Source organism: Pseudomonas salmasensis (assembly GCF_014268375.2).
GTDB lineage: Bacteria > Pseudomonadota > Gammaproteobacteria > Pseudomonadales > Pseudomonadaceae > Aquipseudomonas > Aquipseudomonas salmasensis.
This window is the reverse complement of the sequence record NZ_CP077083.1, coordinates 5,941,659-5,955,077: the sequence shown is the minus strand read 5'-3', so window position 1 is coordinate 5,955,077 and position 13,419 is coordinate 5,941,659. Positions and strand designations below refer to the sequence as shown.

Annotated in this window: 15 protein-coding genes; 4 read left to right on the top strand and 11 right to left on the bottom strand. The window is 57.9% G+C overall.

Annotation, left to right across the window (positions count from 1 at the left end; genetic code table 11):
• Positions 1-405 precede the first annotated feature (405 nt).
• Entirely contained in the window at positions 406-711 is a 306-nt protein-coding gene (locus HU731_RS26910; RefSeq protein WP_234306294.1) for a DUF3742 family protein, read from the top strand.
• 9 nt (positions 712-720) lie between these two features.
• Here HU731_RS26910 and HU731_RS26905 read toward each other — a convergent pair whose 3' ends face one another.
• The 5 genes from HU731_RS26905 to HU731_RS26885 all read right to left on the bottom strand — a co-directional run bounded on the left by HU731_RS26905 (position 721) and on the right by HU731_RS26885 (position 5,305).
• The gene (locus HU731_RS26905; RefSeq protein ID WP_003235921.1) at positions 721-2,277 is read right to left on the bottom strand and encodes a conjugal transfer protein TraG N-terminal domain-containing protein; all 1,557 of its coding nucleotides are present in this window, start codon (positions 2,275-2,277) and stop codon (positions 721-723) included.
• A gap of 10 nt (positions 2,278-2,287) precedes the next feature.
• A complete protein-coding gene (locus tag HU731_RS26900) occupies positions 2,288-2,596 on the bottom strand; it encodes a hypothetical protein (RefSeq protein WP_003235919.1) in 309 nt (102 codons plus the stop codon).
• Between the two features lie 3 nt (positions 2,597-2,599).
• Positions 2,600-3,982: an integrating conjugative element protein gene (locus HU731_RS26895; protein ID WP_032871026.1), complete on the bottom strand. Its 1,383-nt coding sequence runs from the start codon at positions 3,980-3,982 to the stop codon at positions 2,600-2,602.
• Positions 3,979-4,935 carry a TIGR03756 family integrating conjugative element protein gene (locus HU731_RS26890; RefSeq protein WP_186606225.1) on the bottom strand — a complete coding sequence of 319 codons (957 nt, stop codon included), beginning with the start codon at positions 4,933-4,935 and terminating at the stop codon, positions 3,979-3,981. Before HU731_RS26890 ends, HU731_RS26895 begins: the two co-directional genes overlap by 4 nt.
• A 115-nt stretch (positions 4,936-5,050) precedes the next feature.
• The gene (locus HU731_RS26885) at positions 5,051-5,305 is read right to left on the bottom strand and encodes a helix-turn-helix domain-containing protein (RefSeq protein WP_003235912.1); all 255 of its coding nucleotides are present in this window, start codon (positions 5,303-5,305) and stop codon (positions 5,051-5,053) included.
• A gap of 75 nt (positions 5,306-5,380) precedes the next feature.
• On the opposite strand from HU731_RS26885, the gene HU731_RS28880 reads away from it, so the two are divergent.
• The 3 genes from HU731_RS28880 to HU731_RS26870 all read left to right on the top strand — a co-directional run bounded on the left by HU731_RS28880 (position 5,381) and on the right by HU731_RS26870 (position 6,899).
• Positions 5,381-5,722, top strand: a complete 342-nt coding sequence (locus HU731_RS28880; protein ID WP_367616863.1) for a LasR-specific antiactivator QslA — start codon at positions 5,381-5,383, stop codon at positions 5,720-5,722.
• A gap of 185 nt (positions 5,723-5,907) precedes the next feature.
• Positions 5,908-6,156, top strand: coding sequence for a hypothetical protein (locus tag HU731_RS26875; RefSeq protein WP_003235910.1), 249 nt, complete (start codon positions 5,908-5,910; stop codon positions 6,154-6,156).
• Complete coding sequence (locus HU731_RS26870; RefSeq protein ID WP_003235908.1) at positions 6,153-6,899, top strand: ATPase; 747 nt, start codon at positions 6,153-6,155, stop codon at positions 6,897-6,899. Before HU731_RS26875 ends, HU731_RS26870 begins: the two co-directional genes overlap by 4 nt.
• A gap of 24 nt (positions 6,900-6,923) precedes the next feature.
• On the opposite strand, the gene HU731_RS26865 is transcribed toward HU731_RS26870, so the two are convergent.
• From HU731_RS26865 to HU731_RS26840, 6 genes are read right to left on the bottom strand one after another with little or no spacing between them, the layout of a single operon-like run.
• The gene (locus tag HU731_RS26865; protein ID WP_003235907.1) at positions 6,924-9,671 is read right to left on the bottom strand and encodes a conjugative transfer ATPase; all 2,748 of its coding nucleotides are present in this window, start codon (positions 9,669-9,671) and stop codon (positions 6,924-6,926) included.
• Complete coding sequence (locus HU731_RS26860) at positions 9,671-10,087, bottom strand: TIGR03751 family conjugal transfer lipoprotein (RefSeq protein ID WP_032871020.1); 417 nt, start codon at positions 10,085-10,087, stop codon at positions 9,671-9,673. Before HU731_RS26860 ends, HU731_RS26865 begins: the two co-directional genes overlap by 1 nt.
• Entirely contained in the window at positions 10,050-11,567 is a 1,518-nt protein-coding gene (locus HU731_RS26855) for a TIGR03752 family integrating conjugative element protein (protein WP_186606226.1), read from the bottom strand. Before HU731_RS26855 ends, HU731_RS26860 begins: the two co-directional genes overlap by 38 nt.
• Complete coding sequence (locus HU731_RS26850) at positions 11,557-12,369, bottom strand: TIGR03749 family integrating conjugative element protein (protein WP_032871016.1); 813 nt, start codon at positions 12,367-12,369, stop codon at positions 11,557-11,559. Before HU731_RS26850 ends, HU731_RS26855 begins: the two co-directional genes overlap by 11 nt.
• Entirely contained in the window at positions 12,366-13,007 is a 642-nt protein-coding gene (locus HU731_RS26845) for a PFL_4703 family integrating conjugative element protein (protein WP_032871013.1), read from the bottom strand. The genes HU731_RS26850 and HU731_RS26845 overlap by 4 nt, the downstream gene beginning before the upstream one ends.
• Positions 13,004-13,417, bottom strand: coding sequence for a TIGR03750 family conjugal transfer protein (locus tag HU731_RS26840; RefSeq protein ID WP_003235898.1), 414 nt, complete (start codon positions 13,415-13,417; stop codon positions 13,004-13,006). The genes HU731_RS26845 and HU731_RS26840 overlap by 4 nt, the downstream gene beginning before the upstream one ends.
• Between the last annotated feature and the right edge of the window lie 2 nt (positions 13,418-13,419).

Sequence of the window (13,419 nt, the reverse complement as noted above, 5' to 3'; positions counted from 1 at the left end):
AAGACGCTCGGGAGAGCAGTAGGCGTTCATCACCGTGAAGCGTGACCGTGCGAGCCACCGAACGCTAATCGCACTTGGGGGGAACCATCACCGGAGTGACGTAGCCTCAAAGGCTCTGGCTACCTGGGAAGGTGCTGTCGATAACAGCGATCCGTATCCTCTATGTAGCTGGATGATTGGCATGGGTCAACGGCCTTAGAGGCGCTGTTGTACGAGGTGCGTCTTCTGTCTTCCAGTGAAGAGTTTTCGACCGAATAAGCTGATAAACGGTTAAGCATGGGCGTTTTTCAGTAGTAGTCTGTAATCTCGATTTCCACAGGAACACGCTCAGAAGAGGGCGCAACCATGCCGGCTCAGCAGCCACTTCCAATCTCCCGCGCACACCGCTGGGCATATGCATGCGGTATGTTCGCCAAACGTGGTTATCGCAGGTTGAAAGGGTTTGAGTCTCGTGTGGCCAAGCGTGCAGTGACGGCAGGTTTGCCTGCGGGTAATTTACTCGTTCGCGGGATCTTTCTGCTTGCCCAGGTGGCCCTGTTCGGTGCACTTCTTTTTGTTAGCTTTTGGTTGTTTCTGCTGGTGTGCACATTCGTCGCATTAGCGGCTATCTCAGTTCAAGATTCAGACACTCCAGATATTGATGATCTCGATGATCCAATTCACAGAGCGTCTTGGCCTGAGCGGTACGATAAATGGGGTTCACTGAAGTAACCTCCCTGGTTATTTTGAGCCCGATTTACCTGAAACTATTCTTGCTCCGCTCATCAACTGAGAGGTCCCGTTAGAACTCGCTGTCTGCGCAGCCTGGGTTCCCCGGCTGAGCATTCCTTCTACACCTGAACCTACGCTATACCCAGCCCAGCTCATTGCGGCTAGAAAGACCATCGGCAGTACGATGAACATCGCCCCCATCACATACTCAATCACCTGTGCCGTGACGGTTCCATCCATAAATCCGGATGTCGGCAGCGACAACAGCACCTGATTGGACGCCGAGACTTGGTTGTACAAGGTATCGAGCATGCTGGAGTCGACCCAGCGGGCTAACTCCCACCAGAAGGTCAGCATGTGCAGCGTGAACAGCGCGAACGTCACCGTCATGACGGTTTTCAATTGGTAGGTACTGACCAGCAGGATCAGCGGCAAACTGATGATGACGCCCATGATCAGGAAAGCCTGCACCATCGGCAGGGCGGCACGTAGTGCATTCATTGCCGGGAAGTTGCTGAAGGAGCCGAGGGCTAGCCCAGTGTTGGTCGCCAGGTTATTGAGCCCCTGATTGATCGACCCACCGCGGGCACTGGAGCCATAATCCTGGTACACCTGTCCGGGCGACATGGACATCGACTGTTGGCGCGGGCTGACCAGTTCGCGCAGGGTGGCATCCTCGATCTCGTTGCTTGAGCGACCAGTCAACCAGCCTTTCAGCTGAGTCAGCAGCGAAGGGTCAACTTGCTCGATCAATCGTGCTCGCAACCCGATACCGCTGTCACTCCACCATTGTTTGCAAGTGGGGTAGCCCGCGCCATTCTCCAGCCGTGGCAAGGAAATATCGCGGGTTTCATCGTAGGGCCAACTGACTCGCGGTGTCCGTGAGCGATCAGTGTCGTAGTAACCCGGGGTGTCGAGAAAATAGCTTGAGCCGATCCAGGACGCATCATGACTTTGCTGTTTGTCCAGCTGCGGACGATTGGTGAACAGCCGAGAGCGGGAGTAGCCGTAGCAGTCACGAGTGAAGTCGGCGATTTCCTGTAGCAAAACCTGGTTATCGATGCGCGAACTGTCGATCTCCATGCGGATCTGCCGGATATCCGGTGCGCAGGGGATGGAGCCGGTTGCCGCCGCCGTCACCCCTTTGCTCAAGGCGTGCACCAGAAACCACCAAATTGGCACGTTGGCGGAGCGTTCGCCGATGGTATTGAAGGTGATCCCCCAGGCGGTTTCTGCTGGCTTAGCCACACTGATACCGCAGCGCTGGCTCGCTGCATCATCGAACGTCATTGACGTGAGGCTCAATGGAAAGACCGGCGCGCAGCCGAACAAGACGACGATGTAGGCCAGCCACAGCCGGTTCTCTATCCGCGGTACAGAGAGCAAACCCTTGTTGCCTTCATCCGCGCCTTGCTGACGGGCCGACAACCACTCTTGCAAGATGATCGCGCCGAAGGGTGCGGCGAACAGTCCAGTGTCGGACAGGACGTTCCAGATACCGTTGTTGATGATCCATGCCAGGAGGGAGAGGTAAAACTCCAGGTAGCTGTTGGTGCTCATGAGCATGGTTCTTACCTCACAATCGAGTGAGCTCGACGCAGGTAAAGAGCAAGAGCCCTAATGTCCCGGCGCGCTTCACGCGCAATCGGTCCTGTGGTCGATTTCGGTAGCGCCTTAGCAGGTCCCACCAGAGTGCTAAGAGGACGCCGTAAAGCAGGGCACGCCACCACCGCAGGTAAGGCCGTATCGATTCCAAGGCTTGCTGCCAGATCTCGAAACTACCCAGCGCAGTGCGGCCGATCCAGGCAACCAGTGCGGCGATCAGGATCATCATTGCGGCAATCCCCAGACTCGAAAGCAAAGTGAATAGCGGTGAGCGTTTCATGGCTCACTTGCCTCTGGCGTCAGCATTATTGAGTCGACCGGGCTCGGGGTCGCCTTGCTCGACGGTACGCGATGCATCAGCACCGCCGGCATGCCGATCGAGCACCAGGCTGGCGGTATTGGTGGCCAGCATCTGCCGGACCTGCAGTTCGGTCTGCAGCAGGCGTATTTCGCGCTCCAGGGTGTCGATATTTTTCGTCAAGGCGGTTTGGGCCGGTTCGGCGGAGGCGATGTTCGGTTCATGGCTGCCCGCCAGCAGGGTGCGCAGTAGTAGGAGTGCCTTGTCGAGCACGCTGGACAAGGCCGTCTCACTGGCCAAGCGGCGTGCCAACAGATCCTGGTCGGGATCATCGCGCAGAGCTTCAACCACACCCCGGGTCACCGGCAGCATCGGGCTGGACGCTTTAGCCAGATTGTCAGGGGTAGGCGGCAGTGAGCCAGACAGCAACCCTTGCAAGGCCTTGAGGCGTTCGCTATAGGCCTCCTGGATCAGCGGCGTCAATCCGCTGCCAGCGGTAGCACGCAGGGTTTCGCAACTGTCGCAGGTCGCGACTTCGTTCTCGCCCAACACGCGAACGGCCCATTCGGATTCCTCTTGGGGTGAGGTCCATGCCTGGCAAATAGCGCCGCCCAGGCAATCACTGCTACTGATCGAGGCGCTGTCATCCACGGACCGGTTATGCAGCAGGTTGTAGCCCGCGCGCACCACATCGGAGGTTGCCCGGATGGGTGGTTGTCCGCTACCTCCAGCCTTCTGCCCGCCGACCCATGACACCCCATTATTGCCGTTACGGGCCTCGGTGTTCTTCACTGCGGCCACCGCATCACCTCCGGTTTGTTCGAGGTTGCCCTGCATCTCCTGGTTCTTGGCCAATGCGCCCCAGCCGGCTTGACCGACCTTGTCCGCCATCTTCTCGGCCATCGCCTGGCAGGTCAGCTTGGAACGGTCGAAGTCGATTCTTCCTTGCATCACCCCGTTGCTCAACAACTCATAGAGGCCGGGATTGGCGCGCTGGATAGTCAACGCCGGCAGCGACATCACCGCCTGGGTCGCGTTCTGCACGATGCTGCCCATGATCTGCTGGAAGCCTTCGGTAGCGCCGTTCAGCTGGTTTTGCAGGGTGTTGGTGAGGCTCATGTTTCCACACATCATGTTCGCTCGCCATGAAGCGCCGACACCGAGCCCGTTGGGGCGATAGAGCGAGCTCGGCGAGCCCGCTGCCGAGCCGCCACCGATGGTGTACATCACCCGGTCGTCCAGTACTTCGCCTTGAGTGCCTAGGCGGTAATCGTCCTCGGCGCCGTGGGCATGCGTGGTCACGGCGAGCAGTCCGCAGAGCAACAAAGTCATCGGGCTTAACCATGGTTCTGCAAGAAGCCGACTCATGCAGCACCACCTTCGAAGTTGATGCTGAACAGGAAGGTCTGTCCCTCACGCTTGCAGCAGCTATAAAGACGCCACAGCGACCAGGCGTAGCCGCCATCCGCGCTCTGCACCGGATCGCTGGGGAAGATGGCGCATGTGGGTTGAACCAGGGGGGAGAGCAATTGCCATTTGTGGGTCGAAGCGTCGTTTTCAACGATTGGGCCAGGCGGCCAATAACCATCGCGTGGTACGGGTGTGAGCGGGACATACACGTGCGGTTGCCAGTTGCGGGTAATGACGTCACCCGCGCGCTGCGCCATCACCGCAGCGGCTTTGAAGTCGTCGGGTTGCACCAAAAATCCTTGCCGGGGATAGACGTTGCCCCACATGTTTCCCGCGAGCTGACGACCGATCTCACGGACTCCCGGTAAGAGCGACTCGGGATAAAGGCTTTCCGGGATGCCATGACGCCAGGCCAGTGAGTCCAAAGTGCTCAGGTAGTAGGGCATGAACGCAGTGGCACCGCTGGCGCAGGCGTAGCCGGATTGCGAGGCAAGTTGCGTGGCGGCCCAGCCACCGGGATGCCCGATGCCATCAACGTTTTTGAAACGAGGCAGGTTGTCACGTCGCGTGTTTAGCGTGATCAGGTTACCACCGCCTTCCGCACCGCTGATGGGAGAGGAGAGTGCGGCCATCTCGGTCCAAGGATTGGCACCGGTGGTGGCATAGCTGGAGACCACCAGCTCAGGAATGAAATGACGAACTTTGGTTGAGGTTTTCACGGTGCAGCCGAAGGGTGTGCAGAGCAACCAAAAGCAGATGCCGACGACCTTGTATTCGAGGCAGTCCGGAGAGAGCACGGAGGCGGTAATGCTGCCAGTATCCAGCGCTACGCTTGGCCCCGATGCCAGCAGAATGCTCAGCACTAAAGGATGTAACTTTTGGGGCGAAATATGCGGGCAGGCAGCAGACATGATCCAGGCTCTGGGTGTATGGCCTGGACAGGTTCAATGATCGAAAGGAGGGTGTCAGTGAGAAAGCCGAACGCAGGATCGTCGGTTTACAGCGATTTTCTAGATCAGCAGAGGGTCATTCAGCGCTCAGCTTACGAGCAAGCGCGTCAGACTCGATGAGCAATTGATCCGTTTTGATCTCGAAAATGTTGGCGAGTTTGCAGAGGACCAATAACGACGGGTTGCCGACCCCTCGTTCGATTTGACTCACATAGGTACGATCCACCTCGGCCATGAGCGCCAATTGCTCCTGGGTGAGATTCTTCACGCGTCGCATCGAGCGGATGTTTTCCGCCAGTTGCAGACGAAGCTGTTCGTAGTCTTGAGTCATGCGCGCAAACTGCGCCTTGAGGGACTCTCAATCCACGGGATATAGTCTACATTGGCCTGATTGGGCTCTTTTCTGATGCTTAAGCGAAGTGCCAGTTTTGTTTCTATGCTGCTTGGGACAGACCCAGCATTAATAATTAAATCGAAAGCTAAGGTGTCTATGGACGAAAATTACGTTTCAATTCCGGCGGCGGACGGCTGCCCGAGCCTCTTGACACCGTGGGGCAGCGAATTTGCGCCTATGATCGAACGTGGCGTGCAATGCGCCCAGGCCTGGCTTAATACACCCGGTGACGTACCACTGTGGTGGGAACTGGCGCAGGCACGGAAGACTTGTCCAGTAGGAGAATCTCAGGATGCTTTCGAAGCAGGATTTTTATTGAGAGTTCAGCAGCGGCTTCAAGGCGTTTCACCTTAGCCGTGCGGCTCCAACCCTGACGATATGGCCTACACGGGAAAATTTACTGGAAGGTATGGTTCTAGGCTCCATTCCTCTAGAATGGAGATCTGACAGAAGTGGCGTTGGTCTGTGATAAACAGATTTACGTAGTTAGGATTCTGATAAGTGCAGATTCTGCACGCTCTGAGAACGTGGAGCGCGATATGAAAGCCGAGCAAGTGTTGAGTGACGATCTGGTGAGCCGACTGGAGGGTAAAATCCCAGCCATGGCTGAAGGTGCGATCAATACGGCCTATATCAACGCGCTGGCGGCCGGACGCAGCGTGATGGAAGTGATGGACGGCAAGCTCGTTGAGACGACTGCCGACGGTAAGCACAAGGTTATTCGAGTGGCCAAGCCCAAGCATAGAGTGACCTTGGGCGGGATTATCAAGGTGCACCGCTGCTCATGACCGTGCCGCGGCTGAGGGTATTTGCCGGCCCTAATGGTTCCGGTAAAAGCACAATGAAAAGTGCCGTCCCTTCCCACCTGATCGGGATCTACATCAACCCGGATGAAATCGAAAAGGCTGCCAAAGAGGGCGGACGCCTGGAGTTCAGCGATTTTCAACTGGAAGTCGAAGGTGACGAGGTTCTCGACTTTATCAAGGCGCACCGACTGATCCGGTCGGCCCAGCTTGATGAGGAGGCGGCCAAAATAGACTTCAGCAATAACGGCCTGAATTTCCAGTCCGTCGCGATGAATTCCTATTTTGCTTCCGTGCTCTCTGATTTCATGCGGCACAAGCTCCTTGAAGCCCAGTTGTCTTTCACCTTCGAAACGGTGATGTCTAGCGAGGACAAAGTCGCTTTTATGCTTAAGGCAAAAGCGTCGGGATATCGAACCTACCTCTACTTTGTCGCCACTGAAGATCCTGACATCAATATCAACAGGGTCAAGAACCGTGTCGCGGCAGGTGGGCACCCAGTCCCCACGGAAAAAATTGTGCAGCGCTACGGTCGTTGCCTGAACCTATTGCCAGCAGCCATCGCAGCTTCGAACCGGGCTTATATCTTTGATAACTCCGGCGCTGATCTGGTGCTGCTCGCTGAAGTAACAGACGGGACTGACCTTGAATTCAGGGCTGATGAGATCCCTGACTGGTTCATGCAAGCCTACGTGGAGAAGGTTTTCAAGGATTTGCTGCCGGGTTGATCGAAACCAAGGATCAGCTCCGTTTCACTTAATTCCTCGCATCCTATCGATCCGTTCAGCTACCCGGTAAGCCGCCTCCAGTTCCGAGCAGCCGGTGCTCTGCATCAGTGTCCAGCGCTCGGCTTTTTCCTCGGGCTCCGTCATGGCCAGGGCGAGATAAAGACTGGGCGGCACGGCCCGAAACAGCGTCTCGAGCTTCTTCGATAGCACGACCCCCTCAGTGTATTTCCTCGGCTCCTTACTGGCGGAGAGCAGCAAGGCCTTCTGTGCCGGCGTGAGTTTCTTGAACCGTGCGATTTCTTCGATTTCCGCGGGCGGCATGTTCAAGCAAATCCACCATTCGATCATGTTGAGCATGGTCTGCGCGGCGGAAGGAAAGTCGGCAAGGTTTTGCGTCGCCAGCCAGAACCAGGCTCCGAGCTTGCGCCACATCTTCGTGCCCTTGACCACAAACGGCGCCAGCAACGGGTTTTTGGTGATGATATGGCCCTCGTCAGTGACCATGATGATCGGTCGGCCCAGGTACTGGTCGCGCTCGGCCAGGTTGTTCACGGTGTTCATCAGGCAGATGTAGCTGATGGACATCTGCGCCTCGTAGCCTTCGCGAGCGTAAGTGGCGAGATCAACAATGGTCACATCGCTTTCGGGCCAAGGTGTGCCTTCACGATCGAACAGTTCACCCTCTAAACCTTGGCAAAACAGGTCCATGGACTCGCCCATTTCCTGGGCACGCTCGCGACGTTTCTCTGGCAAGTGCGGGTCGGCGGCGACGCGCAGCAACGCGTCGCGCACGTCGCGGGTCAGTACCTGGCGCTCCGCTGCGACACAGGTCTGCGCTGCATCGAGAATGCACTCCCGGATCAGACTGCGATCGGCTCGACTCAGGCGCGCCTCTTCCTTGGCTTCGCCGCCGGTAATCATCAGGCGGGCGGTGATTTCCAGTTCGCCGAGAACATCGCGCTGGTCTTCGCGACAGGTTACCACCTCATCGTCCCAATCATCGATCGATAGACTCGCCACCTGATCCGGCTGCTCGACCAGGCGCCAGGCAGCGGCGAACGGGGCGAGGCTGACCGCGGTACCAGGTTTCAATTGGACCTTGTTGACCGACAGGCCTTGTGTTGTGAAGTAGTCACCCTGCAGGCCGAACGAGTTGCCAGCCTCTACGATAAACAGGCGAGGGCGGTATATAGCCATGATCTGCATCAACAAGGTGACAAGGGTCGCTGACTTGCCGGCGCCGGTGGGGCCGAATAACAGCAGATGGCCGTTCATTGCTCTGTCTAAACGTGACAAAGGATCAAAGCTCAAAGGCGAACCACCACGATTAAACAGCGTGATACCTGGGTGGCCGGTGCCAGTGCTGCGGCCCCAGACTGGAACGAGGTTTGCCAGGTGTTGGGCGAACATCAGGCGTGTGTACCAGTTACGTGTGTCGCGGGCTGGGTTGTAAGCCATCGGTAACCAACGCAGGTAGCTGTTGCAGGCGGCGACTTCATCGCCCTCACGCACCGGTTGTAGCCCCGCACCCAGCAGCGCGTTCGTCAGGCCGACTGAGCGTTGGTGCAATTGCTGTTCATCGTGACCGCGCACGTAAAATGCCAGGGTGCCGCGGTACAGCTTGTGTTGTCGGCCAATGATCGCACGAGCCTCTTCAACATCCTGACGGGCCTGAGTCGAAGCCAAGTTTTCACCAATGGCTTTGCGTGCCAGACGGTTCAACTGATCTTCGAGTACATCTTGTGGTTTGACCACCAGGGTCAGACTCATCACCGTGCCTTCGGGTAACTGGTCGAACAGGGCATTCACCGCGTCTCCCTTGCGGATTTCGCCAGTGAGTTGACCAATCAATGGCGCCCGGCGCAGCTTGTCCACCACCATTACCCGGTGGGGGTGATCATCAAAAAACCAGAGTCCATGCTGCACGTCCGAACGCGGTTCGTTGAAGAACAGGCGTTCGGCAAAGTCATGATCGAAGGGTAGCTCCAGCGATTCGCCTTCGTCGGACTCCGGATAGGCCACGCGGCGGTAGAAATCTTCGGGCGATTCATCTGTGAGCTTGGGCGCTGGATTGAACCAGGGCAATAACCAAGCATACAGACCTCGGCCATCAACTAGCGTCGATTGCACCCCGCACGCCTGCAACGAAACAGCGACACGTTCGCAAGTTTGTCGCAGCGATTGCACTGGGTTGAGTCCCGCCTCCTCACCGTCAGACTCAAGCCAGCGATAGATCACCAATCGCACCCGACGGTTGTTTCCTCGCCAGGGCAGGCGCGTGACTGCCTTATCCTCGAACAGGCCGCCGGGCTTGGAGATGGCTTTCAAATGTCGGCGAATAAGTTCCAGGTACGCTTCGGTGAAAACCGTGCCTCGGACGCCGTCCTGAATATAGTCGGTGAGCCGGGTCAGGTAGGGGGTGAAGTCGTTGTCGTCCTGGCAGAAAAATTGCGCCACCCAAGGCGCTTGATCCAGCTCGTCAAAGCTATCCTGCAGGGCATCTTCTATGGCATCGCGGGCTGCCGTTAGCCAATCGGGTTCGCGCCCTTCGGTGCCTATGGGCAGTAACTCGAATATTGCACCCACAGAGCGATTGTCATCTAGTAGAAAACACTGCTCGGTGTCGAGGTATTCGACCCACGGCAGATGATCGGTGAAGCTGGGATTGTGCGCATAGAGCGCAGCTTCATCGGCCAGTGTGGCGCGGGGGCGCAATGGGTTGCGCCAGGCTTTCCATGCAGACGTGGAGTTGCCCGTATCGTCGCTACACATTACAGATCTTCCTGACGTTCACCCGGCAGTGCGTACTGCACCCGTTGGTAGAATGGAAAGACGGTCGAGTACCCCGGCACTGGTGCCTGCTCGGTACCACTCAGATGCGGATACACGTACATCACCAAATCAGGATTGGGCAGGCGAGGGAACAGGTTGCGAATTTCATTCGCTGCTGTACGCGTATACGGTTCCTGGAGCGCAGCGGAGAGATCTGTTTGAGCCAACGGGCGACGCAACTGTTGCCGAGCATCCAACAGTTGCTGTTGAGTACCCTGTGAGCCGGCGCCGTTCCAGATGTCCAGCATGGTTTGCTCGCCATGCGGCAAAAGCGTGTCCTTGTCGGTGGAACACCCCGTCAGGACCCAGCAGAGCAAGCTAATCCAGATCAGATAGAGACGTAGGATCTTTTTCATGGCGAACGCTCCGGCCCTTAGGCTCGTAGTCGATGGTGATCTCATGGTCGAGGTGAAGGGCGACCTGTGCTGCCGGTGGTACGTACACGGCAGCAAAGGCTTCGCCATACAGTTTGTTGACCCACTCTCGAATGTCGCTGGCCCCACCACTGATAATTGAGGTCAGTGCGCTATTACCACTGTTGTTAGTGACCCCGAAGGCACTGCCGCCCGAACTAATGACGCTGCTGTTGTTCTGTTCATTCCCGAGTAGGGCGGCGACGCCAGCACCGGCGGCAGTGATCAGAGTCTGACTGCCCAGGTACTGCTTGGCATTCGAGCGACGCTCGCCGGCGATGCAGGGAATGCCATACGGATCTGAGAGGTACCCAAGTCCACCGCGGATCTTGTCAGTGTTTGAGCTTTGGGTGGCCGAGGCATTGCGGCTGGCGACCGTTTTTGGCTGAGGCACCGTACGGATGGTGCCGTCAGTAAACACAAAGGTGATTGACTCGACCTGTCCGCGTACGCAGGACAAGGTCCAGTCACCGGACGCCGTGCCGCTCATCACGGCCCCAGCGACGTCCGGCAGGTCGATGCCGTTGGCCGTCAGGTTTTTCGGACCGACAAGCACCTTGAAGGGATAGGGATCATTCACCGTGCCATCCACGGGGACTCGGCCAATCAGCGCGGTCATGGCGACCGAGCCCATCAATGTCGCATTTTCGGGAATGGTGTAGACCGGCTTTGCACCTTCGGTACGATCACCGGATCGCGTCAGGTCACGCTCACCCTTGGTGACCTCGCGTAACTGCTTTTGGCTGCGGTCGATGGCATTGTCCTCCAAACCCTCGATCGAGTTGAAGGCATTAGGCAGACTCGGTGCGGAAGAGGTCTTGGTTTTGCCTCGGGTTTCGGTGGAGGGAGCATCCGAGGGTTCAATCCACTGCAGCGCATCGTTGGCAGAATGCCGCCCTTCGAACTGGTCCCCATCGCCCGGTTCAAGCCCCAGTCCGATCGGCATATCCTTGCCTTTGCCGGCCAGCCCCGACAACTGCTCCTGCAATTGCGTTAGTAGACCGCGAGCCTGACGAGTGTCTTGTTCTGCTTTGAGTCGGGCCTCGTTGGCTTGTCGACGGCCTTCGTCGACCTGCTGGGTCACGCTGCCAAGCGCGGTCTGAATACGCGAATCAACACTGTTTTCCCGCTCGCGCAGGCGGTTGTTCTCCGTCTGCAGTGAATCATTGTGTTTCTTCAAACCGAGCATGTCGCTGCGCATGGCCTTCACTTGGCCTACCAAGGTGGCGACCGTGTCGCGTGGGGTATCGCCCGCAATGCCGAGCGACTTGGCTTGCTCGGCAGATAATTGAATATCGCCCTGATCAACTGGGTGCTCTGGAGAGGGCGTATTGCCTCCCGCGACCCAGCTTTTCATGATGATCAGCACCACGCCCAGCAGCGCAGCCGGTACCAGCCATTTGAGCAAGGCGTTAGCCTTCATCGTCAGTACCTCGCGCAACGGGCGGAAGCATCACGGCGTGTTCGAGGCCGGCACCGCGCGTGATGAGGTAGGCAATCGTGGTGTCTTCCTCACTGCCGACCGGCCCGAGGAAAGCATGCTGGAAGGTCGCGGCGAACAGTTTTGCCTGAAGCTGACGCGGATCTAGTTGCACCGTCGCTGTACCTCGATTGCGCAACTTCACGGCCGTCACCCAATAGTCACCGAGCCGCAAGGAGGCGATGGGTGTGCTGGAAACGTTTTCGCTCGGCAGCAGGGTCGGCAGTTCGGTACGCAGCTTGAGCGGGACGCGGCGTACGCCGGGCAGGGACTCCACGGTGCGCAGCGGACCGTACAGGCTTTGCGCGGCGTAGCGCGTCAACGCGGCCGGGATCGGCGTACGTTCTGGAACAGCGACGGTACTCGATTCAGACTCGATAGCTTGCACCGGAGTATTCTTGAGAATACGCACGGGCTCCAGCGGTTGATCGCCAGGCGTGGCCGCGATATCCAGGAGGATGATCTCGCCCGTCTTGACCGATTGCAGTTGCAGTCGTGTCGGTGCAATGGCTTCCGACGCGCGCAGGTACAGCGTGCCTCCGGTTGATTGCACGCGCAGTTTATCCTTCAGAGTGGAAGGCACGCCGACACGAATCGCTTCATCGACAAAGACCACTCGTTCCTGATTGATCACCAGTGGGACCGCGAGCGGTAGGCGTTCCCAGTGCATCAGTTCGACGGCCTGCGCTGCAGCGCCCGATAGCATAAGTGTGAGGGTGAGTCCCAGGGTAGAAATCCGCTTCATGGCTCACCCCCAGGCAGGGAGATTTTTTGCGGCGTACCCTGATAGCAATCCAGTGCAAGGCCCCACTTATTGCGTTCGGGGTCTAGATCGAAACGCACCACCCGTAACGGATAACGCACGACCACCCGTTTCACCGGTTCGGCGGCGTAATACTCATCAGCGTTGAGGTCGAGGGTGACCAACCAGCTGTCGCGATCAAGTTGCTTGACCCGCAGTTCCGGATCTTCACTGTAGCCTCGGCCTAGAACTTCGTAGACGCCACGCACCCGTTGACGCAGTTCGCCGGCGGCCTTGCGATACTCATAGTCGCCGTCGAGGAAGGCCTTGCAAGCAGGTGTCAGGTAGGACTGCAAGCCATAAATGGCGCGGCGATAATCCTGCTCGCCATCCGAGGGCCAGCGGTTGAGTTGGCCAAAGATGTACAGGGCAAAGGCATACACATTCTCTGGGGGAACATCCCACCACTTGCGTGTGCTGCCCGCGCGCAGATCAGGGGGGACATGCACGGTCAGATCGGTCGGTGCTGAGCGCCAGCCATACCATAGTCCGGCGCTTAGTAGAGCGAGCATCACTATCGCCAGACGCAGGCTGAAGATATGGGCCTGTTGGGCATCGACCTTGTTTCGAAATCGACTCATGGCTGCCACCGAGACTGGGCGGGGCGAAGTCGACGCGAACGGCGAACTGTCCAGGCGCCAGAGTGGAGAATCAAACTTCCACGCCCCAGGCGCCAACGGCTGGCGAGTATCCATTCGAGCTTGCGGTACAACCAGGTCTCGGGACGAGCCCGTTTGGCCCGACGTAGTAGCGTGCCCCCGACCAATAACACCACTGTCATGCCTGCGATCATGCTGGTCGGCGCCACGGCAATCGAGGCGGTGACGATCGCCAAAGGAATGCCCACCAGCAGGCCAATGACGGCGCCGGTGCCTAGGGCCACCCACATTTCATCATTGGTTAAACCGCGCAATACGGCTGGATCACGATTGAGTCGCTCTGGCAGAAAGACCAAAGTGCCGTCGGCAAGACGTTCGATAGTGTCGTTCATGC

Excerpts from the sequence above, each read along its gene's own strand:
- HU731_RS26910 (WP_234306294.1), top strand. The coding sequence starts at position 406 with ATGTTCGCCAAACGTGGTTATCGCAGGTTGAAAGGGTTTGAGTCTCGT.
- HU731_RS26850 (WP_032871016.1), bottom strand. The coding sequence starts at position 12,369 with ATGAAGCGGATTTCTACCCTGGGACTCACCCTCACACTTATGCTATCG.
- HU731_RS26905 (WP_003235921.1), bottom strand. The coding sequence starts at position 2,277 with ATGCTCATGAGCACCAACAGCTACCTGGAGTTTTACCTCTCCCTCCTG.
- HU731_RS26870 (WP_003235908.1), top strand. The coding sequence starts at position 6,153 with ATGACCGTGCCGCGGCTGAGGGTATTTGCCGGCCCTAATGGTTCCGGT.
- HU731_RS26855 (WP_186606226.1), bottom strand. The coding sequence starts at position 11,567 with ATGAAGGCTAACGCCTTGCTCAAATGGCTGGTACCGGCTGCGCTGCTG.
- HU731_RS26875 (WP_003235910.1), top strand. The coding sequence starts at position 5,908 with ATGAAAGCCGAGCAAGTGTTGAGTGACGATCTGGTGAGCCGACTGGAG.
- HU731_RS26860 (WP_032871020.1), bottom strand. The coding sequence starts at position 10,087 with ATGAAAAAGATCCTACGTCTCTATCTGATCTGGATTAGCTTGCTCTGC.
- HU731_RS26895 (WP_032871026.1), bottom strand. The coding sequence starts at position 3,982 with ATGAGTCGGCTTCTTGCAGAACCATGGTTAAGCCCGATGACTTTGTTG.
- HU731_RS26900 (WP_003235919.1), bottom strand. The coding sequence starts at position 2,596 with ATGAAACGCTCACCGCTATTCACTTTGCTTTCGAGTCTGGGGATTGCC.
- HU731_RS26865 (WP_003235907.1), bottom strand. The coding sequence starts at position 9,671 with ATGTGTAGCGACGATACGGGCAACTCCACGTCTGCATGGAAAGCCTGG.
- HU731_RS26885 (WP_003235912.1), bottom strand. The coding sequence starts at position 5,305 with ATGACTCAAGACTACGAACAGCTTCGTCTGCAACTGGCGGAAAACATC.
- HU731_RS26890 (WP_186606225.1), bottom strand. The coding sequence starts at position 4,935 with ATGTCTGCTGCCTGCCCGCATATTTCGCCCCAAAAGTTACATCCTTTA.
- HU731_RS26840 (WP_003235898.1), bottom strand. The coding sequence starts at position 13,417 with ATGAACGACACTATCGAACGTCTTGCCGACGGCACTTTGGTCTTTCTG.
- HU731_RS28880 (WP_367616863.1), top strand. The coding sequence starts at position 5,381 with ATGCTTAAGCGAAGTGCCAGTTTTGTTTCTATGCTGCTTGGGACAGAC.
- HU731_RS26845 (WP_032871013.1), bottom strand. The coding sequence starts at position 13,007 with ATGAGTCGATTTCGAAACAAGGTCGATGCCCAACAGGCCCATATCTTC.